This is a genomic window from Peribacillus cavernae (genome assembly GCF_003989135.1).
GTDB classification, from domain to species: Bacteria; Bacillota; Bacilli; order Bacillales; family DSM-1321; genus Peribacillus; species Peribacillus cavernae.
Genome location: NZ_RYZZ01000030.1, coordinates 109,993 through 132,002, shown reverse-complemented (window position 1 = coordinate 132,002; position 22,010 = coordinate 109,993). Strand labels below are relative to the sequence as shown.

General features: G+C 40.6%; 19 protein-coding genes and 1 pseudogene. 17 read left to right on the top strand and 3 right to left on the bottom strand.

From position 1 onward, the window contains the following. Position 1 precedes the first annotated feature (1 nt). From ELQ35_RS17395 to ELQ35_RS17340, 13 genes and pseudogenes are all read left to right on the top strand, one after another. Positions 2-787 carry an enoyl-CoA hydratase/isomerase family protein gene (locus tag ELQ35_RS17395; protein ID WP_126866443.1) on the top strand — a complete coding sequence of 262 codons (786 nt, stop codon included), beginning with the start codon at positions 2-4 and terminating at the stop codon, positions 785-787. Between the two features lie 82 nt (positions 788-869). Beyond that, positions 870-2,084: a CaiB/BaiF CoA transferase family protein gene (locus ELQ35_RS17390; RefSeq protein ID WP_126866441.1), complete on the top strand. Its 1,215-nt coding sequence runs from the start codon at positions 870-872 to the stop codon at positions 2,082-2,084. Beyond that, positions 2,081-2,863: an enoyl-CoA hydratase/isomerase family protein gene (locus ELQ35_RS17385; protein WP_126866427.1), complete on the top strand. Its 783-nt coding sequence runs from the start codon at positions 2,081-2,083 to the stop codon at positions 2,861-2,863. The genes ELQ35_RS17390 and ELQ35_RS17385 overlap by 4 nt, the downstream gene beginning before the upstream one ends. Positions 2,864-2,877: 14 nt before the next feature. Then, positions 2,878-4,029: an acyl-CoA dehydrogenase family protein gene (locus ELQ35_RS17380; RefSeq protein WP_281278136.1), complete on the top strand. Its 1,152-nt coding sequence runs from the start codon at positions 2,878-2,880 to the stop codon at positions 4,027-4,029. Positions 4,030-4,052: 23 nt separating this feature from the next. Beyond that, a complete protein-coding gene (locus ELQ35_RS17375) occupies positions 4,053-5,975 on the top strand; it encodes an oxidoreductase (RefSeq protein WP_126866423.1) in 1,923 nt (640 codons plus the stop codon). Beyond that, entirely contained in the window at positions 5,926-7,446 is a 1,521-nt protein-coding gene (locus tag ELQ35_RS17370) for a class I adenylate-forming enzyme family protein (RefSeq protein WP_126866421.1), read from the top strand. Before ELQ35_RS17375 ends, ELQ35_RS17370 begins: the two co-directional genes overlap by 50 nt. Before the next feature lie 53 nt (positions 7,447-7,499). Next, on the top strand, positions 7,500-8,798 hold the full coding sequence (locus tag ELQ35_RS17365; RefSeq protein ID WP_126866419.1) for an MFS transporter: 1,299 nt from the start codon (positions 7,500-7,502) through the stop codon (positions 8,796-8,798). Positions 8,799-8,953: 155 nt separating this feature from the next. Then, positions 8,954-9,799, top strand: coding sequence for a 3-hydroxyacyl-CoA dehydrogenase family protein (locus tag ELQ35_RS17360; RefSeq protein WP_185861811.1), 846 nt, complete (start codon positions 8,954-8,956; stop codon positions 9,797-9,799). Positions 9,800-9,844: 45 nt separating this feature from the next. After that, positions 9,845-11,020: an acyl-CoA dehydrogenase family protein gene (locus tag ELQ35_RS17355; RefSeq protein WP_126866416.1), complete on the top strand. Its 1,176-nt coding sequence runs from the start codon at positions 9,845-9,847 to the stop codon at positions 11,018-11,020. A gap of 158 nt (positions 11,021-11,178) precedes the next feature. Next, on the top strand, positions 11,179-11,949 hold the full coding sequence (locus ELQ35_RS17350) for a citryl-CoA lyase (protein ID WP_126866414.1): 771 nt from the start codon (positions 11,179-11,181) through the stop codon (positions 11,947-11,949). A 390-nt stretch (positions 11,950-12,339) separates the two neighbouring features. Beyond that, positions 12,340-12,468, top strand: a pseudogene (locus ELQ35_RS23580) (SDR family NAD(P)-dependent oxidoreductase); the annotation flags it as partial. Between the two features lie 141 nt (positions 12,469-12,609). Next, a complete protein-coding gene (locus tag ELQ35_RS17345; RefSeq protein WP_307365517.1) occupies positions 12,610-13,359 on the top strand; it encodes an SDR family NAD(P)-dependent oxidoreductase in 750 nt (249 codons plus the stop codon). A gap of 184 nt (positions 13,360-13,543) precedes the next feature. Next, complete coding sequence (locus ELQ35_RS17340) at positions 13,544-13,996, top strand: general stress protein (protein ID WP_126866410.1); 453 nt, start codon at positions 13,544-13,546, stop codon at positions 13,994-13,996. A 242-nt stretch (positions 13,997-14,238) separates the two neighbouring features. On the opposite strand, the gene ELQ35_RS17335 is transcribed toward ELQ35_RS17340, so the two are convergent. Next, complete coding sequence (locus tag ELQ35_RS17335) at positions 14,239-14,514, bottom strand: hypothetical protein (RefSeq protein ID WP_126866408.1); 276 nt, start codon at positions 14,512-14,514, stop codon at positions 14,239-14,241. A 367-nt stretch (positions 14,515-14,881) separates the two neighbouring features. Between ELQ35_RS17335 and ELQ35_RS17330 the strand changes: the two genes are divergently transcribed. Both ELQ35_RS17330 and ftsZ read left to right on the top strand, forming a co-directional pair. Further along, on the top strand, positions 14,882-15,658 hold the full coding sequence (locus ELQ35_RS17330; RefSeq protein WP_126866407.1) for a SurA N-terminal domain-containing protein: 777 nt from the start codon (positions 14,882-14,884) through the stop codon (positions 15,656-15,658). A 536-nt stretch (positions 15,659-16,194) separates the two neighbouring features. After that, positions 16,195-17,334, top strand: coding sequence for a cell division protein FtsZ (gene ftsZ / locus ELQ35_RS17325; RefSeq protein WP_126866405.1), 1,140 nt, complete (start codon positions 16,195-16,197; stop codon positions 17,332-17,334). A 100-nt stretch (positions 17,335-17,434) separates the two neighbouring features. On the opposite strand, the gene ELQ35_RS17320 is transcribed toward ftsZ, so the two are convergent. Together ELQ35_RS17320 and ELQ35_RS17315 are read right to left on the bottom strand one after the other, a co-directional pair. Further along, positions 17,435-17,857 carry a DUF1801 domain-containing protein gene (locus ELQ35_RS17320; RefSeq protein WP_126866403.1) on the bottom strand — a complete coding sequence of 141 codons (423 nt, stop codon included), beginning with the start codon at positions 17,855-17,857 and terminating at the stop codon, positions 17,435-17,437. A 265-nt stretch (positions 17,858-18,122) separates the two neighbouring features. Continuing rightward, positions 18,123-18,986, bottom strand: coding sequence for a glycerophosphodiester phosphodiesterase (locus ELQ35_RS17315; protein ID WP_185861810.1), 864 nt, complete (start codon positions 18,984-18,986; stop codon positions 18,123-18,125). A gap of 285 nt (positions 18,987-19,271) precedes the next feature. On the opposite strand from ELQ35_RS17315, the gene ELQ35_RS17310 reads away from it, so the two are divergent. Together ELQ35_RS17310 and ELQ35_RS17305 are read left to right on the top strand one after the other, a co-directional pair. After that, positions 19,272-20,177 carry a DMT family transporter gene (locus ELQ35_RS17310; protein WP_126866399.1) on the top strand — a complete coding sequence of 302 codons (906 nt, stop codon included), beginning with the start codon at positions 19,272-19,274 and terminating at the stop codon, positions 20,175-20,177. 768 nt (positions 20,178-20,945) lie between these two features. Then, positions 20,946-21,974: a TRAP transporter substrate-binding protein gene (locus tag ELQ35_RS17305; RefSeq protein WP_126866397.1), complete on the top strand. Its 1,029-nt coding sequence runs from the start codon at positions 20,946-20,948 to the stop codon at positions 21,972-21,974. Positions 21,975-22,010: the final 36 nt, after the last annotated feature.

Sequence of the window (22,010 nt, the reverse complement as noted above, 5' to 3'; positions counted from 1 at the left end):
AATGAACAATTTTACAGATATTTTATTTGAGAAAAAAGATGGGATTGCACAAATCACATTAAACCGTCCAAAAGTAATGAACACATTCCGTTGGGAAACCATTGAAGATTTGATTACCGCTTTTTCTGATGTAGCAAAGGATAAAACGATTGGTGCTGTCATTGTCACGGGAACCGGCAAGGCCTTCTGTTGCGGCGGCGATATCAAAGCATTGCAAGGTCTTGATCGGGACAGCGGCCGACAGTGGAATCACAAGCTGGTGGAACTTGCCATGCTAATGCGCAGAATTCCGCAGCCTGTAATAGCTGCAGTCAACGGATATTGCATCGGGGGCGGAAATGAACTGAATATTTTCTGCGACATGAGCATCGCATCTGATAAGGCGGTTTTCGGCCAAGGAGGCCCAAAAATTGGCGGATGCCCGCTCTGGGGAGGAACACAGCTTCTGCCGCGAATTGTAGGAGAGAAAATGGCAAGGGAAATGATAATGCTCTGTAATCAATACCCTGCTGAGGAAGCTAAGACGATAGGATTGGTGAACAGAGTGGTGCCTCATGAACAGCTGATAGAAGAAGCAGAAAATTATGCTCGCAGGGTACTGGAGATGGCACCGCAGTCTATTCAATTGGCAAAGCTTTCTCTTAATTACGAATCCGATGCTCTCTACTCTTCGCTGCTTCATGGCGGGGCGCTTCTCGAATTTGTTTGGGAATCAGAACAGTTTAGGGAAGGAACATCCGCGTTTGTAGAGAAGAGGCTTCCTAATTTTGACCAGTTTCGAAAATAGTCAGTAGGAAATGGCGGAAAAATCCAAGGGGGACTGGGCTATATCCCTCTCCCCAAATAGATTAGGAGAAAGGGAGGTTCATATGGATCAGAGACCTTTATCGGGAATCACAGTTATTGATATAACCACTTCGTATGCTGGACCATATTGTTCAATGCTTTTGGCCGATATGGGCGCCGAAGTGATTAAGGTAGAGAAAACTAGGGCAGGAGATGATTGTCGCCATTGGGGCCCTCCTTTTATAAACGGTGAGTCAGCTTGGTTTTTAAGTGTAAACCGAAATAAAAAAAGTGTTGCTCTTGATATTTTTAACCCAAAGGGACGGGAAGTTCTCTATCAACTCGTCGAAAAAGCAGATGTTTTTCTTGAAAATATAAAACCATCTAGTTTGGATAAATCGGGTCTGTCGTATAAAGACATGCAAAAGATAAATTCAAAGATTATTTATTGTGCACTTTCAGGGTTTGGCTTAACAGGGCCATACAGGGATCGCCCTGGATATGATTTAATTGCTCAGGCAACATCTGGCATGATGAGCGTCACCGGAGAAATGAATGGGAGACCGCAGCGTGTAGGCACTGCCATATCCGATATCGTCACAGGCTTTATTGCTGCTTTTTGCATAGCCTCCTCATTAGTAAAAAAAGAGAAAACCGGTAAAGGCGAGTTCATTGATACTTCGCTGCTGGATGTGGATCTAGCTTTAATGGCTCCCAGAATAACTAGTTATTTGGCGGACGGAATAGAACCAAAGCCTTCGGGTGGGACCGATTCAGTAGTCGCCATTTATCAAGCTATTCGGACTGCCGATGAAGATATGATCATAGCTACAGGCACAGACTCGATATTTAAGCGATTTTGTCAGGCAGTGGGTCTGCCCCAATTGGCAGAGGAGAAGCGCTTTCAATCGAACGCGCTGAGAAAAGAAAATCGTTTTGAATTGCTGCGACTGGTCGAGGAGCAGCTGATCAAGTATCCTATTTCGTATTGGTTGAAAAAATTAAATGAGTATTCTGTGCCATGTGCGCCCATTAATAGCCTTGGAGATGTTGTCAAGGATCCGCACGTACTCGCCAGAAATATGATCAGAACGATCCAGCACCCTGTGGCAGGCGATGTCAAAATTGTTGGAGTTCCATGGCAACTAGAAAGCTCCAGTAATGAGGTGTATTTGCCGCCGCCCTTATTAGGACAACACACAGCTGAAATTTTGAAAGAAAAATTGCTGATGTCGGACATTGAATTTTCGGAATTAGTTGATACAGGAGTTGTAAAAGGGGAGGAAGTACGGCAATGAATTACAGCTATCTGATTGTACAGGAGGAAGGGTCAGTGCTGTCGGTGGTTCTAAACCGTCCAAAGGCAATGAATGCTTTAAACAATGGACTGCTTTCAGAGTTCAATCTGGTATTGGACCAATTTGAGAGGGACCCCGGAATTCGTTTACTGGTGATTACCGGAGAAGGAGAGAAAGCGTTTTGCGCAGGGGCAGACATTAAAGAATTGGTTGAATTAAGTGCCCTGGAAATGAAGGCTTTTCTTTCCTTAGGCCAGCGGACATTCCGCCGGCTTGAAACAATCGGGAAACCCTCGATTGCAGTCGTTAATGGTGTCGCACTCGGCGGCGGCTTTGAATTAAGTCTTGCATGCAGTCTCCGTATTGCTTCCGAAACGGCATCTTTCGGACTGCCGGAAGTACGCCTGGGGATGATCCCGGGTTACGGCGGAACACAGCGGTTGCCTAGAATTACAGGTAAAGGAAAAGCGTTGGAGTTACTGTTGACTGGAAAAAGGATTTCGGCTGAAGAAGCATACCAGGAGAGAATTGTCAACGTAGTTGCAGCACGAGATACTCTGCAAACTGAAGTTGAGCAATGGTCAGAAACCATTTGCAGAAACAGCCCGGTCTCTATTCGAATGATCATGGAAGCGGTTGATGTTGGCTCCCATCTTTCTATGGACAATGCTTTGGCACTGGAAACAAACCTTGATGCACTTGCGGCTGACAGTAATGATAAACGGGAAGGCTTTGCTGCTTTTCTGGAAAAAAGAAACCCTATATTTGAAGGAAAGTAGGAGTAAAAATGCAATTGTGGGATAGGATTCTATCAGAAGAAGAAAAGATGCTCCGCAGAAGTGTTCGTTCAGTTGTAAAGAAACATATAGCTCCATTGGCGCAAAAGCTTGATGAAGAAGAAGGTTTTCCCTGGGAACAGATTAGATCCTTAGCGGATTTAGGTATTCTCGGCATTCTGACACCAGAAGAGTACGGAGGCGCTGCTGGAAGTAAATTGGCTTATGTTTTGGCCGTGGAAGAAGTCGCCAAAGGATGTGCGGCTACAGCATTGGTCTTTTTCACACAGACACATGGAGCACTTTCGCTGCTTCTAGCCGGATCGGAAGAACAAAAGCAAAAGTATCTACCGCAAATTGCTTCAGGGGAGATTTTGGGAGCAATTGCCATCACAGAACCAAATGCTGGTTCTGACGCTGCAGGGATGGCTACTATCGCTGTAAGGGACGGAAATGAATACATTTTGAATGGAAATAAAGTATTCATTACCACTGGTGACAAAGCAGACGTTATTACTGTCTTCGCTAAAACAGACCCTGATGCAAGGCATAAAGGAATGAGCGCTTTTTTAGTGGAAAAAGGCACTCCTGGCTTAATAGTCGGCAAAACCGAAAAAAAGATGGGCGTACGAGGATCCAGTACCGCAGAACTCATCTTTGAAAATTGCCGCATACCGGCTGAAAACCTTATTGGGCTAGAAGGAGAGGGGTTCAGGATCTGTATGGAGGCCTGTGATTATACCCGAATCAGTACAGCTGCACAGGCACTTGGCATCGCACAGGGAGCTTTCGATATTGCATTCCAATACGCACAAGAAAGAAAACAGTTTGGGAAGTCCATTTACGATTTCCAGGCGATTCAATTTATGCTCGTCGATATGTTCACTGAAATCACAAATGCGCGTTTACTGCTCTATCAGTCTGCTAAATTGATCGATGAAGGAAGTAGAGAGTTCACAATGGAGGCGTCCATGGCCAAAGCATATTGCTCGGAAGTAGCCGGAAGGGTTACGGACTCAGCCGTTCAGATTTTGGGAGGTTACGGTTATATTCGTGACTATCAAGTGGAACGAATGATGAGAGATGCAAAAATTACACAAATCTATGATGGAACGAGTCAAATTCAAAGGATGGTCATAGCAAGGAATATGTTAAAACGGTTGGATTAGGGCTGGAAAGGAGGCATTCGTAAATGAGTTATGATTATCTCTTTAAGGAAATTCAAATCGGAGAAATTCACCTAAAAAATCGTATTGTATTGTCACCCTTAACATCCAATTATTGCGATAAAGATGGTTTTGTTACTCCAAGGTTACTAGAATACTATAAAGCAAGAGCCGAAGGCGGAGTTGGGTTAATGATTGTGGAAGGCGCGATCGTCAGCCAAAATGGCCGAGGTTTTCCATATCAATTAATGGTGGACCGGGATGAATTGATCCCAGGATTGGGTACCCTGGCAGATCAAATTCATCAGTCTGGGAGTAAGGCGATACTGCAAATCATGCATCACGGCCGTCAGACTCGAGCAGCGGCAGCAAGCGGTGATGTGGTAGCTCCTTCAGCTGTTCCGTGTCCTGCCTTTAAAGAGATGCCAAGAGAACTAAGTGTCTCTGATATCAAAGGGGTTGTTGCAGAATTTGCTGAGGCTGCCAGACGTGCGAAAGAGACGGGATTCCTAGGTGTAGAATTACATCTGGCTCATGGTTACTTATTGCATGAATTTATAAGTCCTTTTGCAAACAAACGAAAGGACAATTATGGAGGAAGTCTGGAAAACAGGCTGCGTATTGTACGGGAAATTGTTGAAACCATACGCGAACAACTTGGTCATACCTTTCCGGTTTTTTGTAGGATTAGTTCTGATGATTATGTGGAGAAAGGAATCACCATTGAGGAAGCTATTGAAATCGCTAAAAGACTGGAGCAGGTTGGAGTAGCAGCAATAGATGTTTCAGCCGGAGTGGTAGCCTCCTTTTATCGTACAACACCTCCGTCCGGCAGTCCGGAAGGGTTGTATGTTGAGGCTGCTTCCCGAATTAAACAAAACGTTAACATACCGGTTATCGCTGTCGGTCGAATTAAACATCCTGAAGCTGCCAACCAAATCATTGGAGAAAGTAAAGCCGACTTGGTGGCACTAGGCAGAGCTTTAATTGCAGATCCAGATTGGGTACAAAAAGCTCAAGCCGGCCAGGAAGAGTTCATCATTCCTTGTATTGGGTGCAATATTTGTAACGGGCGGTCCAGCGCGCCTGAGATCGTTTGTACGGTTAACGGCTTTACAGGAAGAGAGTATGAATTAAAATTAGAACTGGCCATCCAACAAAGAAAAATCGCAATTTTGGGAGGAGGAATTCCTGGATTAGCAGCAGCGTGTATTCTTAAGCAAAGAGGCCACACTGTTGAGGTCTTTACATCGCAGCCGCTTGGGGGACTTGCCGCTTTGCGCGCAAGAGTTCCGATACACCACGAATTGGAAGAGGCGATTACGTTTTACAGTGGTGAACTAAAACGTTTAGAGATACATGTTAACCAGCACGAACCATCCAAAAGAGAACTAGAAGATTTAGAGTTCAACGACATTATTGTAGCCTATTCAGACAATCATTCTGAGGAGAGTAATGCCATCGATGTCCAAAGTGCAATTCAAGTCCTTGAACGGCCGGAGCAAACAGCAGACCAAGTTTTACTTGTCGGATCAAACGTTCTCACTGCTGAGACAGCACTGTTATTAGGTTCTTTGGGGAAAAAGGTGAAAATTATTTCGAAGCAATCTCGTTTCCCTAATGATGTTGGCACATCTTTCAGACAATATCTGTTAGAAAAGCTTTCTGCACTCAGTGTGGAAATCGAAATTTTAAAAAGTGAAGACTCATGGGAAGCATTAACTGGAAATAATCAAGTGATTCTAGGAGATTCCTACCCTTCCATACAGCCAGCTATTAATCAATTCAAAGATTTCTCCGGGGAAGTCCATGTTCTAGGAGATGCCTATCCGTTTGACGATTTGGCAAATGTGGTGAAGAAGGCTACAGATATTGCCCTTACTATGGGAGGTGTAACCCATGAATGTAATAAAAGCCATGATGGAACAGGCCGAAAAATATCCAGATAAACCCGCAATCCACTTCCAAAATGAATCGTTGACCTACAAGGAACTGTATGAAAGAGTGTATCGGGCTAGCTATATGATGCGACTAATGGGACTGCAACCCGATGACCGTGTTGCTATTTTCTCCAACAATCGGATAGAGTGGATCGAAGTGTTCTTAGCCACTCTCCATGCTGGCGGAGTTGTTGTGTCAGTGAATCCACAGCTGGGACAAAGTGAAATCAATTATATCCTTAATCATTCAGAACCAAAGTTTATATTTGCTGAAACCGATTTGTTGGGTAACCTGCACGGAAATTCGTTCGGAGCTGAAAAAGTATTCCTAATGGAGGAAAGTTTTATTTCTGAATTAGAAAACTTTTCGCAAACAGCATTATCCTATCGGGCGTCGGTCGAAAAATCGGAAAAAGCAATTTATTCTATGAATCGAAAGGAGGAGGATGTCGCAGTCATTTTTTATACTTCCGGTACGGTGGGTCAGCCAAAGGGGGTAGTTTTACCACATAGAGCATTACAATGGGGCATTTCTCAAACATCGGGATATTGGAAAGTAACACCTGAAGAAACAACATTGAACCCAATGCCTTTAGCGTTTGCTTATGGAATTGTCATTGTTGCACTGGGTACTCTTTTTGTAGGTGGAACGCTGATTCTCGCGCGAAAATTCCATCCTAAGGCAATCCTCGAAAAGATAGAAACGTACCGTGTCAATGTGATGTGGGGAGTTCCCACCATGTACATTATGATGATGAATTTCTTTAAGGAGTACGACAAGTTTAATGTATCCTCATTAAGACTTGTTGTATGTGCTGGTGCACCATTAAACTCCTCAATTTTGGATCGTTTTAACCGAACATTCAAGACACTCATGATTGATTATTATGGTTTGACAGAAGCTACTTATATCACTTCCTTTGATGTGGAAAAAAACGCAATGAGACCGCTCTCATTTGGAAAATCCTTTCCAGGAGTGGAAATCCGTTTGATTAATAAGGAAGGCAGAGAGGCAGGTGTCGATGAAACCGGGGAAATCTGGTTAAAAGCACCAAGTATGATGATTGGGTATTATAAAAACTTGCTGCTTACTGAAGAAACAATACAGGATGGCTGGCTCAAGACAGGGGATATTGCTTACCGTGATGAAGAGGGATTCTATTATTTCATAGAAAGAAGCAAAGATTTAATTATACGAGGCGGCATAAACATCTCGCCAACAGAAATAGAAGATTTACTGTACCAGCTAGACAATGTAGGCGAATGCGCGGTAGTCGGAATATCGGATGAATTATTCGGTGAAAGAGTTAAAGCCTATATAGTCCCAAAAAGGGGAAAAACCATTAGTGAACATTCGATTGTAGAATTTTGTAAAGGAAAAGTGGCCGATTATAAAATTCCTGAAATTGTTGAAATTTGTGAGAAACTTCCAAAAGGGCCTACAGGTAAAATTCTAAAACGTTTATTAAGAACATCATAGCGGGCATAGTTAACTGAATATTATAAACTTTAAAATTGAATGGGGGGTTATGAATGGAAAATCAAGCTGCTTCTATCAACAGTAAGAATTATTTGGTTATTGTGCTGTTTACCGTATTTGCCGGTGTTGTAATAGACGGATTTGAAATGAGTTTATACTCTTTTTCAATGAAATCAGTGTCCGAGGAATTTGGAATTAGTATTAGCACTGCTGCGCTGGTAGCAACCGTTACCTTGATTGGGTATGCAACTGGCGGATTCTTTTGGGGTCCAATTGCAGATCGCAAAGGGAGAAAATTCGCTTTATATTTTACCATAAGCATGTACGCGGTATTTACTTTGCTTACTGCATTTACCTGGAACCTTACTTCATTAATGGTCATTCGTTTCTTTGCCGGTTTTGCGATTGGTGGGGAGTGGGCGATAGGTGCCGCTCTGCTTAGCGAAGTTTGGCCCTCCAAGTCAAGGGGCAGAGCGCTGGCATTTATGGCTGCAGGCTGGCCGATCGGTTCCATCCTTGCCAGCTGGTTGTTCCAATGGATTGACCCATCTTTCGGCTGGAGAGGTGTGTTTGTAGCAGGTTTCATTCCAGCTGCCCTTTTATTGATTTCAAGATTTTTGCTTAAAGAACCAGAACATTTCACAGAAGTTGCAAATATTCGAAATGAGTCTAACGTAGAAAATGGCGATCAAGTAAAACAACTTCTGGCAGAAGAGTTAAATCACTCACCTGTGAAGCTATTGTTTACTAAATATATCAGACAGTTTCTTCTTCTCTTTATCATATCTTCAATTGGGTTAACTGGTTATTACACAATTATGACCTGGCTGCCAACGTATCTGGCAACTGAAAAAGGGTTAAATCTAACATCGCTAACCTATTGGTATACTGCAATCAACTTTTCTATGTTTCTGGGTTATTATTTGTTCGGTGAAATTGCGGATCGGCTTGGCCGGCGCATCACATTTACAATTTATTTCATACTCTCTGTAATCTCAATGCCGTTGTTTGCAATGAACGATTCTGTTTCTGGTTTTGCTATCTTTATCGGATTGGTCATGGGTTTCTCACAAGGGTATTTCAGTGGTTTGGCTGCGTTTGGTACGGAAATTTTTCCGACTCATATACGCGGAACTGGGATTACTTACTCTTATACTGCTTTTGGGCGCATTGTCGCAACTATTGCACCATTCTTGGTCGGTTCGCTAGGAGCCATTTACGGGTTGGGCTTTATCATTGGAGTTATTGGCTTCCTTTACGTACCAGCTATTATCGTGATTTGGTGGCTTGGCAGGGAAACAACCGGGGTAACAATTAAGGACCTAGACAGTCAAGTGATTATAGGGAAGTAACGGTTTACTCTAGTTAAGAAATGACTGTGTGGTGCCTGACATGAAGCTATAACTTTTATGTCAGGTAATTTTATTCAAAGTAAAAGCAACCCTACCACTTCTCGTAAATACTTAGAGTTTAGAATAGAATTAGCGATTTAAAAGGAGAAATGAATATGAACAAAATTTCTGTAATTGGGGCTGGCATAATGGGCAGAGGGATTGCTTATGTTGCTAGTTTAAGCGGTTTTCAGGTTACATTGCATGATATATCAGAAGCTGCAGCTGGCCGTGCGAGACAATACATTGAAAAAGAAATGAAAAAAAGCGTGGAAAAGGGATTTATAAAAACCCGAGAAATGGAAGAGGCAATGATCAATATAGAATATACAACAGACTTGGTAAAAGCGGGGGAGAATGCAGACCTTGTTATAGAGGCTATATTAGAAATCATAGATTTGAAAATTGATTTGTTTAAACAGTTGGATGAAATCTGTCCTCCCCACACGATATTTGCCACCAATACTTCCACAATGAGCCCTACTGAAATCGGGGCTCAAACCTCACGGCCTGCTAAATTCATTGCGATGCATTTTTTTAATCCGGTGCACAAAATGAAGCTGATAGAAATTATACGTGGTCTAGATACATCAGAGGAAACGGTGCAAACGGTGCAAGAAGTGGGCAGACGCATGGGCAAGGAAACTGTAGAGGTGAATGACTTTCCTGGATTTGTAACAAGCCGAATGAACAGCTTGATTGGCAATGAAGCAATTAACATGTTGATGGAAGGTGTGGCTTCGGCCGAAGATATCGATAAGGCTGTCAAACTTGGATTAAATCATCCGATGGGACCTCTTGAGATGGTTGATTTGGTAGGGTTAGACACAAGATTACGAAACATGGAACATCTATATAAAACATTGGGAGAAAAATACCGGCCTTCACCTCTTATAGTCAAGTATGTAAAAGCTGGTCGGTTGGGACGGAAAAATGGAATCGGGTTTTATAAATACGAATAACTAATATGTCTATATTCAGTTTTTTTGAATACGAAGGGGGACGTTATGGATTTTTTGATAGTTCCTGAACAAGAAATGCTTGTAGACGGAGTGAGGAAAATTGGCCAGTCATTTGGACTTGAATATTGGAAGGAAAAAGATGCGAAAAAAGAGTTTGTTCATGAATTGTGGAATGAGTTAGGGAAAAATGGATATTTGGGAATTGGTATTGCTGAAGAGTATAGCGGGTCAGGACTTGGATTGCTGGAAATGGCAATGATCATCGAGGAATTAGCCAAAACAGGTGCTGGTTCCTCCGTAGGCCAGTTGTTTATGCTTACGCCAGTATTTGGAGGAATCACAATCGAACGACATGGCAGTTTTCAACAAAAATCCGAATATCTTCCTAAGATCGCAGAGGGTAAGATAAACTTTTGTTTTGCTTTGACTGAACCCAATGTGGGAAGCAATTCGCTTGAAATCACCACACATGCGAAGAAAAACGGCAATCAATACATCGTAAATGGCTCCAAGACGTGGATATCTGGTATCGATGTAGCTGACAAAATGCTTATTGCTGCACGAACTACACGCTTAGAAGATGTAAAGAAAAAGACAGATGGCATTAGTTTGTTTATAACAGATGCTAAACATCCTGATGCAATTACATCCCAAATGATCGAAAAGGTTGGAACCCGATGTATACGCTCTGATACTGTTTTTATTGAGAATTTACGGGTTAATAATGAAAACCTTATCGGAGAAGAGGGAAAAGGATGGGCTTACTTGCTTGATAGTTTAAATGCTGAGAGAATCGTTACAACAGCTGGTTTAATTGGAACAGGATATTTGGCTCTACAGTTGGCGGTTGATTATGCTAATAACCGTAATATATTCCATGATACTCCAATTGGTGCTTATCAAGGCATTCAATTTCCTCTTGCGCGAATTAAGGCAGAGCTTGATTTAGCCCAATTGATGAATTATAAAGCGGCATGGCTTTTTGATCACAATATGCCGAGTGGAAAAGAGGCAAATATGGCGAAATTAATTGCGGCAGAAGCAGCCTTCCAAGCCACTGACAGAGCAATGCAAACGTTGGGTGGGTATGGGTATGCAAAAGATTATCACATAGAGAGATTATGGCGAGACGTAAGATTGTTCAAAATCGCACCGGTTTCTGAGGAAATGATTTTGAACTTCATTGCCCAGCATGATCTTGGCTTACCAAAGTCGTATTAGTAGGCAATCATGCATCACTTATATTTGGTATGGTAGACGTTAAATAATTAAAAAATATCAGCTTTTTTTCTTGATTATACCTAAGTCATAAACCTTACATTAATAGTCCAATTATTTACTTAGAAATGTTAAATTCAAAGATTGGGAGGAGAAAATGCATGAAGTTTGAAACCAAAGTTGGTAAATCACACCCGGATAAAATTTTTAATCATGGATATGATCTTGTTGAAGATTTGATTGGGAACATAACACTTGCTGATATGGCATTTTTGGGTGCTAAACATAGGAAGCCTACTGAAAGAGAATCGAAGATGTTGAATGCAATTATGGTCGCGATTTGCGAGCATGGTTTTACACCTAGTTCAATATCAACACGCCTGACTTACCTGGGAGCACCAGAAGCTGTGCAGGCTGCGGTAGCCGCTGGTTTGTTAGGGGCAGGTACAGTATATCTCGGTGCAATGGAGTATGTAGCAGAAATGCTGCAAGATGGAACTAATAAACACGGAGCTGACAATAGTTCTTCCGAAATTGCTAGTTTGATTCTTAATGAGAGGGAAGATAAAGGACTCCAGATGCCAGGATTCGGACATCCAATTCATAAACCTGTTGATCCACGTACAGTGAAATTATTTCAAATTGCACAGGAACTCGGCTTTTATAAACAAAACTCAGAAATTATAAACGAAATCAGCCGTCAGTTTAATGAGAGAAAAGGTAAATCCATAACGTTAAATGCGATTGGCGCCATTGGAGCGATTTTAGCAGATATGGATATTGATCCTAAAGTAATGAAGTCTTTTGCAGTAGCCGCACGAGCTGTTGGTCTTGTGGCACACATTGTGGAAGAGATTGAAAGCGGACGGAAAAACAGTGTTGGTCAGAAATTATTTGACTATTTTGAAGAAAATACTGAATATCAATCATAAAGACCATCTTTAGGAATTGGGCAGGCCCAACAGGATTTATAAAGTGGGATTCCAGAAAGAATCGGTTCTCATTCGCTAATGATCGGATAGTTGTAGAAGGATCAAAAAAGTTTTACCGAATTTTTTCTGGAAGGTACTGTATTCGGCCATTGCAGGAGTAATGATTTTCATGAAATGACGTCCGTCCGTAACTCAAAATGAAAGCGGTGCAAGAGACAGTTGCTATGTGGTCGACGCTATGATGACATGAAAATTATTGTAGCAGTATAGAAAATGCTCGGAAAATAGTTTCTTTCAAAAAGAGACTGGCAATGAAGCCGCAGTTGTATTTTTCGATGTTGCTGACTTAGATAGTGTCATAAAAGCGTTGGGGGATGCTATACATTTTTTAAAAGAATAGATGTATTGATTAATAATTCAGGCTGGGATAAGGTAGAGACTTTTCTAAAAAGCAAGCCGAGCACATGGAAGAAAATCGTTGATATTAACTTACTTGGACATATTCAAACCTATAAAGAGATTTTGCCAAACGGAATACGTAACAGGGCAAACCCTTTCTGTAAGCGGAGGCTTAACGATGGTGTAAAGAATGGCCAGTACGGACAGAAAATACTCTGTACTGGCTGTTCATTTAATAGTGTAAGAGATGGAGGATACAAAATGGAGCTGGATCTAGAAGGAAGAAACATCCTGGTGACAGGGGCGGCTAAAGGAATCGGACGGGGAATTGCGTTGGAGGCAGTAAGTCGAGGCGCTAATATCGCACTTCATTATCAAAGTTCAGAAAAAGAAGCTTTAGAAACGGCAAAATTGATTGAAGAGTCTGGTGTAAAAACAGTTTTGGTGACAGGGGACCTCGCCTCTATTGAAGACGTTCAAAATATGAAAAAATCGATTGAGCGAGATTTAGGAACTGTGGACGATATCGTCAATAATGCCGGCTGGACGCAGTATAAATCATTCTTTAAATATGAGCCGGGGGAATGGAAGCGTGAGGTTGAAGTTTGTTTCTACGGTGTCCTTCATTTAGCGCACACATTTATGCCAGACATGATGGAGAATAAACGGGGCAAATTTATCAACATTATCGGTGATTCCGCCCGAACCGGTGACCGAAATTTAATTATATCGGGAGCTGCCAGAAGCGGGACCATCAGCTTCCTTAAATCGTTAGCCCAAGAAGTTGGCAGGAATAATATACAATGCAACACCGTTTCACTTGGACTCATTGATCAAGGCCAAGGTTATGATAGCGTAATGATGGAGAAATTAATGAAGCAATACCCGCTAAAACGGCTAGGAAAAGTGGACGATGTAACGGGCATTATACTCTTCTTATTATCTTCATATTCAGATTGGGTAACAGGGCAAGTTTTTTCGGTCAATGGCGGACATAGTATGCTCGGGTAAATGGAGACTGATGGAATTACATATCTGGGGAACAGAGCAATTTAACAACATTGATTAAACTCGAGCTAGGGTCATACTAATTTTTGGATGTTACTTGTCCACTTGTTATTACATGAACTTTCCTGATTAAAAGCTTTCTTATGGGGTATTAAATATATACGCCACTTAGAAGGAGCTAACAACCATGGAAAAACGAGTTATAGGTGTTTATGAAAAAGAAGAGAAGGCAATGGCTGTAGTTGAGGATTTAAAAAGGACAGGCTATAGTATCGATGAGATTTCAATTGTTGCAAAAAATACCGAAAACTTAGGATCTACTGCTGAGCAGGTACATCCTACAAATACGGACGGATTGATTGCCGGAGCAACAGCAGGTGGAGCAATCGGATTAACAGGTCTGTTGGTCGGAATGAGTACTTTGGCAATTCCGGGAATAGGCCCGATTATAGCTGCAGGCCCTATATTTGCCACATTGGGCGGAGCTGTAGCAGGACTTGCAACAAATTCCGGCGGTCTATCAAGTGCGTTACAGGAGATGGGGTTGGGTGAAGAAGAGGCCCGCCGTTATGAAGACGATGTGAAGAAAGGCAAGGTTCTTGTGATGGTAACGAGAAAAAATGATGATTCGAATATGTAAAGGGTCTCTATCGATAACAGAAGCCAAATGCCAGGCGTCCTCCAGTTTTCTGAAAGATGCCTGGCACTATTTTTTCGTATGAATGAATTCGGCTTACTTAAGATGACAAATGCATTCCAGCCTCTGGGTTAACAGAATATAATGAAAGGAATTAGGCGAAAAGAAAAAGCAAAAGAATAAGTGGAATTGAGTAAAATCCTGAATAAAAGTCAGAAATTTTTACTCAAAAATAAAATCACCCATTAGGATGATTTTATTTTTGAGTATGCTTTTAACCTTGGAAGGATAGGGGCTAATACTTCTTTGGCAATATATTCGGTCTCTAACCCGATGGAATTCTTCCCTTCAAATTCTACAACACGACCTTTTTCGGGATCATTAGCGAAAAGAAATGAAATAATTCCGTTTTCTTCAGTCATATCTACATATGTAAAAGTAATATCATGATCTATAAGAAAACCTTCAAATGCATCACAAAGCTGGTAAAGGTTGTCTTGATTGATGGATGTAAAAATCATTTATTTGTATCACCTCCAAGATAAACAATAACAAAAGGGAAGGTGTAGTTCAAAAATATAAAAAATATGGAAGATCAAAAAGAACGTTATAATCAATCACTTGCTCACTAAAATAAATGAATAAATACCCATCATTTTTCATTCCATCATTTAATATAAGGACGGAATATCACGAATAAGGATGGATGGGAATGGCTAAAAAGATACCGAGGAAACATTTGAACCGTGAAATGAGTTAAGTCTGTCTCTTTTAATCGGGTAATGAACCCTTATGATTTCTTTTTACGTCTATATCTTATACAATACTTACTAGATGATCTTTTTTGAATGATCAATTGTAATTCTAGGTCACGAAAGGAGAACGATCATGAAGAAACTCATATACCCTTTTATTACAGGAATAATAGCTGTCACTTTAACAGCCTGTGGATCGAATGATGAAGGTAAACAATCCAATGATGAGGATCAAACAAAAACAGCCCAAACCGAGCAGCAAGATCAAAAGAAACAGCAAGAGAAACAGATGGAAGAAATGCAAAAGAAGCTAGATAAGCAAAAAGTAGAGGAGAAGGAAACGGTTGCTATCGTTAACGATAAGGAGCTTTTGGGCCGTGACTATAATATGGCTTTGTCTTCTTTACAAATGCAGATGCAACAAATGGGACAAGATCCCACTTCTGCAGAAGCAGCTAAGCAAGTGAAGGAACAAACCATTGATAGCTTAGTGGGACAAACCCTGATTCTTCAAGAGGCTGATAAAAAAGGCTATCAAGCATCGGATGCCGAAATTGAAAAACAACTAGCCAAAACGAAAGAACAATATAAAGATGATAAGAAATTTGAAGCCGCTCTGAAACAAGCTGGTTTAGATATGACGGCACTAAAAACTCAAACTGCTGAAAATATTAAATACACGAAGTACGTTGAGAAAGAAATACCTGCAGAGCAAGTAACGGATGAAGAAATTCAAGCGTATTATGATCAATCGGTCCAGCAAGGAAGTGCCAGTGGTCAAGAACCTCCAAAGCTTGAAGAGATAAAACCTCAAATCAAGCAACAACTTGAGCAACAAAAGCAGCAAGAAAAGCTCGTTCAACAAGTAGAAGAGCTGAAGAAAAGCGCTAAGGTTGACATTAAAATCTAATGTCTTCAAAACAACTATCCTTTTTGAACAATAACTCGAATAACGGACACTCACAAAAGAGTGCTTGTTATTCGGGTTCTTTATGTCGGAGATCCTCAACAAACATAATCAAATCACTTCTAAATAAGGCTTCATAACCTCTCATAAAACTCGTATCAAAATGCTTATCGTTGCAAATCCGCACTTTCCTGACGCCACCTCTTTATAAACAAAAAGCTTAAACATTTATAAAGCCATATGTTAGTAGGTAATGCACAAGGAGTTTCAACTTCACATGTCGTATATATAAGCTACTAGGTTATCTCGATAATGTGTTGGACTTTTTCCGCAAAAGGGTTACTACTATTCTTTACAATACAAATATTGCTATAATAGGTGGTCAGTCAGTAGAACAACCAGTTGTCGAAAAAGCTTCAGTTCCTAAACAAGCTGCTAAATCAAAACAAAAGAAAGTGAGTATTTTACAAATAATAGAGAGAAGTTCTTCAGGTATTTCTTTGATTAGTGGAAAATTGGATGATTTAGGAGGAATTGTGATGAGGGAGTTTGACAGTACAGACCAATCAGCTACGATTAAAGTAATCGGTGTTGGCGGCGGGGGAAACAATGCCGTTAACCGTATGATCGAGCAAGGAGTTCAGGGAGTAGAATTCATTGCTGTTAATACAGATGCACAAGCTCTTAACTTATCAAGAGCAGAGATTAAGATCCAAATCGGTACAACACTGACAAGAGGTTTAGGAGCAGGTGCAAATCCAGAGGTAGGCAGAAAAGCAGCGGAAGAAAGCAAAAAGCAGATCCAAGAAGCATTAGAAGGTGCAGACATGGTATTCGTTACGGCCGGAATGGGCGGAGGTACAGGAACCGGGGCAGCCCCTGTTATTGCTCAAATTGCCCATGAGCTTAAGGCACTAACTATTGGTGTAATAACACGTCCGTTCAAGTTCGAAGGCAATAAGCGCGCATCACTAGCTGTAGGTGGAATAGCCTTAATGAAGAAAGCGGTGGACACATTAATTGTGATCCCAAACGATCGTTTATTGGAGATTGTAGATAGAAAAACACCAATTGTTGAAGCATTCCGTGAAGCGGATAATGTCCTTCGTCAGGGTGTACAGGGTATTTCGGATTTAATTGCTGTACCAGGTTTAATCAATCTTGATTTTGCTGACGTGAAAACGATCATGTCTCATAAAGGCACTGCCTTAATGGGCATCGGCATCGCAACTGGTAAAGACCGTGCTGTTGAAGCTGCAAAGCAAGCCATTTCTAGTCCGCTCCTCGAAACTTCCATCGATGGGGCTAAAGGAGTACTATTGAACATCACTAGCGGAAGCAATTTAAGTTTATTTGAAGTACAAGAGGCAGCGGATATTGTTGCATCTTCTTCAGACCAGGAATTAAACATGATTTTCGGTTCTGTCATTAACAAAAACCTAAAAAATGAATTTATGGTAACCGTCATTGCTACTGGTTTCAATGATCAGGAGATTACGTCATTAGAACGGTCTTCCAGTCCTTTAACCACAGAAATGTCAAAACCACAGCCAAAAGCATCACCTAGACGCCAACCGCTAAAACGTGAAGAACCGGTTCGGGATTATGGCCGACAACGGCAACAACCGAAAGAATCACTCGATATTCCAACGTTCTTTCGGAATCGTACTAAGAGTTGATATAGTTAAAAAACTGTCTTATCCAGGCAGACTCAGGCTGTCGAAACTTGGACAGTTTTTTTATTTTCATAACTGACGAAATTCAAGTAATCCGCAGGCTTTAATTATTGGGATAGGTTTCTTTCAAAAACGTTATAGATTGGTTAATTAACGCTTTCAGAACATCAATATCAATATCTGCTACTTTATTGATGTATATACACGCTTTTCCTGCCGTATGTTTTCCAAAGTCCTTTAACAATTCCTCTCGCTTTGTGTTACCCGTCGCAAAATACAGACTGATTTTGGCTTTCCGAGGTGAGAAGCCTACCAGCGGGGCATCGCCTTCATGACCGGATTCATATTTATAATGATATGAACCAAATCCAATAATACTCGGTCCCCACATCTTCGCTTCATAACCCGTCGTTTCAGAAAAAATATCCAATAATTTATATGCGTCTTCCCGTTTTTTTGGGCTTTCGACATTTTCTATAAACTCAATGACACTGCTATCGGTTTCTTTTGTTTTTAGTTCGTACATAATTGGAATCTCTCCTTTTCTTAAGTATATCAAGACTTTCAGCCTTAGTATAGAAAATTGGAGTATTTACTTCCAGACAATGTATTAAAATAGTTTTATCTCAAAATGCTGGTGCTGCTCAAAATTCAGAAAGACTAACAGCATCATCCTAATAATAGGATGATGCTGTTAGTGCGAGTAATGAACATTCATGGCTGTATATGATGTAAAAGATCACTGGCTCAAACTAATTTATTCTGTCTGGATAATAAAGCCCTTGAAATGCTTACTTCCCTTTAGTCACCTCATGAAGCAGATCCGGAAAATTAGTAAACATTCCAGTAACACCCCAGTCAATCAGTTTTTCCATCGTTTCTTTGTCATTGACGGTAAATGGGTGTATTTCGAGCCCGTTGTTGACCACTTTTTGTATATATTCCTCGTTTAAATAGGTATAATTCGGACCAACACCCATGGCATATTCTTTAATGGCGGCAATTTCTTCATCCGTAATAACTGCATTGGTTTTGTATGATAGCAGTTGAACGAGCTTAATCGATGGATCGAGTTCTTTCATTGTTAACAGGCTGGCTGGACTGAAAGACTGAACAAGAAGCGTCTCTTTGTTTATGTCGTATTCATTTACGAGACGCAGCAGTTCTTTTTCCATTCCTGGGTAAACTTCAGGTGATTTGGTTTCGATATAATATTTTTTATTTTTACCGAACTTTTGAAAAACATCTTCAAGAGTGGGTATTTGTAATCCTGCATATTCCGGGTTTGCGTATTGAGGGTATTGTTCGTTAAACCAGCTGCCTGCATCCAGCTGCTTGAGTTGCTCTAGTGTATAATCTTTTACAAGGCCTGTACCATTCGTGGTCCGGTCTAATCTTTCATCGTGCATGGCAATTAACTTGCCATCCTTAGTCATTTGTAGATCAATTTCGATATAGTCACCGTGCATTTTCTCACCCATTTTGTATGAGGTAATCGTATGTTCCGGGGCGTAGCCGGAAGCGCCGCGGTGTGAAACATTTAAGATCTCCTTGTGTTTTTCCTTTGCCATTCCTGTTTCTCCTCCTGCGACAATTCCAAATCCAATTACAAGCGCGCCAAGGGCTGACATCCATTTTCTTTGCAATCTATCCATCTCCCGTCTCTATTAAACTACTTTTTAAGAATATCAGCCGATTATTAATATTCTTTTGGGCAAAAGTAAAGGATTGATAGCGAAGAGATTACAATCAAGTAAAAACTGCGTGTTTGGCCACTGGATTTTATCAAGATCATAAGTATTTTTACTTGGAGGACCTATACGATTTATTCAAATATATTAGTTGTATGGAATCATTATTGGAAAAATGAAATAGCAAGATTTTTACATGAAATCTTGCCCAGAGTTTGCCATAATAAGAGAGAGGGAAGGAGGCAGATCATGCTTCGATTGTATGGAGCCTTAATCGGGCTTAGTTTGATTTGGGGATTATCGTTTGTTTTTATGAAGTGGCTGCTTCCGCCAGCTGGCGTCTGGGGGATTGTTTTTCTGCGCTGTTTGGCCGGTGCGATTACCCTGCTTCCGATTTTATGGTGGAAGCGGAAAGAAATCAGAGGCAGGCTGCCATGGAAACCGCTGATTGTTATCGGAATTTTTAACTGTGGCTTAGCATGGGGGTTGATTCCTCTTAGTGAAACAGTGATAGACAGTACTACTGCTTCGATTCTTAACGCGACTACTCCGATTTGGACCGGGCTGATTGGATTTATTCTTTTTTCTTATGTACTTACCGGCCGTCAATGGATCGGCATCCTGATCGGGTTTTTCGGTATTGTGGTACTGATGGATTTTCAATTCGGCCAGCTTTTCGGTCAGGAGTTCATCGGGATTGGGACGATGCTTTTAGCGAGCATCTGTTATGGGCTTGCCGGCCAGCTAACGAAACGATTTTTGTCAGATATCGGGGTGCTAGTGATTACGACTTTCACCTTGTTGACGGGTGCAGCCGTCGGTTTAATCGGGATGGTGCTTACTGAGCCGTTCAAGCCTGCCATGTTGCTCGAACCGCTGCCGATTTTCGCGATCATTGGTCTTGGATGCTTTGGTTCTGGATTTGGCCAGCTTATCTATTTTTATATTAATAAAAATGGAAGCCCTGAATTAGCGGCAACCGTCACCTACTTGATTCCTGCATCGGCTATGGTCTGGGGTTATCTCCTGCTGGGAGAGTCAATTACTCCGAATGTAATTATCGGACTGCTTATCATTTTCGCCGGAGTTTATCTTTCATCGAGGAAGTCAAAAAAGAAAAGACTCGCTCTCAGTTATGAGCACGAGACCAAATAAACTCAAGGCAATCGTTAGAATGAGTGTTTACAAGGGCTTCAGGATTTTGACGGAGGCTTTGAAGAACAACAGTGGGATAAAATACGCCATGTGATTAACATTGCACAGGATGTTCGGAAATAAAGACTGAATTTATTTATTAAATTTGTATTTATTTCTCGTTTTTTTCAACAATAAATCTGTAAATAAAATAGTTTTGTACTATAAAAAAACACCCCCCTAATCGGATGATGTATTCGATTAGGGGGGTGTTTTTTCAGTAGATACTGGCCATCTCTGGACGCAAAAAAATGGGTTTATAATCTAGTTTGAAGTTAGTTTGCTTCGGTCTCAAAGGAAGTGTTCAATAGTCTTCACTACTGATAAGAATCAGCAAGATTGAGGAGAATTAAAAATACAGAATAGGAATTCAGAATTATATTTATTTTGTAAAAGAAGATCAATCAATTAGTTTTAAAGGTGAAATTGTTATTAAGACAGACATTCACTTTAAAACTTTTAAAAGTATTGCAAAAAAACAATGTTGAAGAAAAAAATCCGAATAGATTTTATTTTCAGAATTCTCGTTGACAATTTGTTGAATTACAATATAATATTGCTTAGGTTCTTCATTGTCAAATTGAGTTTTACATTATAAAACAAATCGCGTTATTTCAAAAGTTGAAAATTAATTTGATTAGGGAACCAATTGACAGAGAAAAAATTCTTTGTTATTTTATGAAACCGCTTTCACGATTAGGAATTTAAGAAAAAAAGGGGGTAATTAATTTGAGAAGAAGAAAGTTTCTGGGGGTTGCATCAAGTATAGCCGTTGCCAGTTCGTTATTTTTATCGGGGTGCGGCGGTGGGAGTTCGGAAGGCAGCTCAGGTGGTGAGACTAAAGCTAGAACAATTAAGGTTGCTCACTATTTTGCTGAAGATCATCCCCAAAATGTAGCATTAAAAGAAAAATTTAAAAAAGTGGTTGAAGAAGAAAGTAATGGAGAGTTGAAAGTCGAAATTTTTGCCAATAGTACTTTAGGCGCTGAAAAAGAGTTTTACGATGGGGTAAGGAACGGCACGATTGAAATGGGGATTCCAGGTTTAATTATGCAATCGGACATACCGAAGATGGGTGTTCCAGAATGGCCTTTTCTTTTCAGAGACTTTGAGCATGTCAAATCAGTACTTAATGGCCCAATCGGCGATGAACTGACTGAAGATTTAGAACCAAAGCATGGAGTAAAACCGCTAGCATGGAGCGCTAATGGCTTTAGAATGTTTTCAAGCAACAGATCGATTGAAAACATGAAAGAACTTGATGGTTTACGGCTTAGATTGCCTAACATTCCTAATTATATAAAGCTGGGTGAAGCGCTTGGAACCAATGTAACACCAATGCCGATATCAGAAGTATTCACAGCACTTGAACAAAAGGTTGTAGACGGACAGGATAACCCGATTGCCACACTAAGGCAATCAGGATGGTATGAAGTTCAAAGCGATGTACTAGAGTCAAAACATATGTTTAGTCCAAATCTCTATATCATTAACAAAAAATTCTGGGGTAGCTTGACGAAAGAACAACAAAAAATTATTGAAACAGCCTCCAAGGAAGCGGCAGAATACGAATTCGAACTATTGGAAAAAAGCTATGAAGAAGATAAGAAGTTTTTACAAGATAACGGAATTAAGTTCTCTGAACCAAGCGAAAAGTTCATTAAAGATATGGGAAAAACTTCTGAACCTTTATACCAGGAAATCTTTAAAGAGTATGACTGGGCTGAAGGAATGTATAAAAAAATTAAAGCTGAGTGACTAGGAATAACGAATGTTTTATAAGGGAGGAAAAAT

Coding starts and splice junctions, on each gene's coding strand:
- ELQ35_RS17335 (WP_126866408.1), bottom strand. CDS start 14,514: ATGATTTTTACATCCATCAATCAAGACAACCTTTACCAGCTTTGTGAT.
- ELQ35_RS17390 (WP_126866441.1), top strand. CDS start 870: ATGGATCAGAGACCTTTATCGGGAATCACAGTTATTGATATAACCACT.
- ELQ35_RS17310 (WP_126866399.1), top strand. CDS start 19,272: ATGCTTCGATTGTATGGAGCCTTAATCGGGCTTAGTTTGATTTGGGGA.
- ELQ35_RS17365 (WP_126866419.1), top strand. CDS start 7,500: ATGGAAAATCAAGCTGCTTCTATCAACAGTAAGAATTATTTGGTTATT.
- ftsZ (WP_126866405.1), top strand. CDS start 16,195: ATGAGGGAGTTTGACAGTACAGACCAATCAGCTACGATTAAAGTAATC.
- ELQ35_RS17395 (WP_126866443.1), top strand. CDS start 2: ATGAACAATTTTACAGATATTTTATTTGAGAAAAAAGATGGGATTGCA.
- ELQ35_RS17385 (WP_126866427.1), top strand. CDS start 2,081: ATGAATTACAGCTATCTGATTGTACAGGAGGAAGGGTCAGTGCTGTCG.
- ELQ35_RS17330 (WP_126866407.1), top strand. CDS start 14,882: ATGAAGAAACTCATATACCCTTTTATTACAGGAATAATAGCTGTCACT.
- ELQ35_RS17345 (WP_307365517.1), top strand. CDS start 12,610: ATGGAGCTGGATCTAGAAGGAAGAAACATCCTGGTGACAGGGGCGGCT.
- ELQ35_RS17375 (WP_126866423.1), top strand. CDS start 4,053: ATGAGTTATGATTATCTCTTTAAGGAAATTCAAATCGGAGAAATTCAC.
- ELQ35_RS17340 (WP_126866410.1), top strand. CDS start 13,544: ATGGAAAAACGAGTTATAGGTGTTTATGAAAAAGAAGAGAAGGCAATG.
- ELQ35_RS17355 (WP_126866416.1), top strand. CDS start 9,845: ATGGATTTTTTGATAGTTCCTGAACAAGAAATGCTTGTAGACGGAGTG.
- ELQ35_RS17320 (WP_126866403.1), bottom strand. CDS start 17,857: ATGTACGAACTAAAAACAAAAGAAACCGATAGCAGTGTCATTGAGTTT.
- ELQ35_RS17370 (WP_126866421.1), top strand. CDS start 5,926: ATGAATGTAATAAAAGCCATGATGGAACAGGCCGAAAAATATCCAGAT.
- ELQ35_RS17360 (WP_185861811.1), top strand. CDS start 8,954: ATGAACAAAATTTCTGTAATTGGGGCTGGCATAATGGGCAGAGGGATT.
- ELQ35_RS17350 (WP_126866414.1), top strand. CDS start 11,179: ATGAAGTTTGAAACCAAAGTTGGTAAATCACACCCGGATAAAATTTTT.
- ELQ35_RS17315 (WP_185861810.1), bottom strand. CDS start 18,986: ATGGATAGATTGCAAAGAAAATGGATGTCAGCCCTTGGCGCGCTTGTA.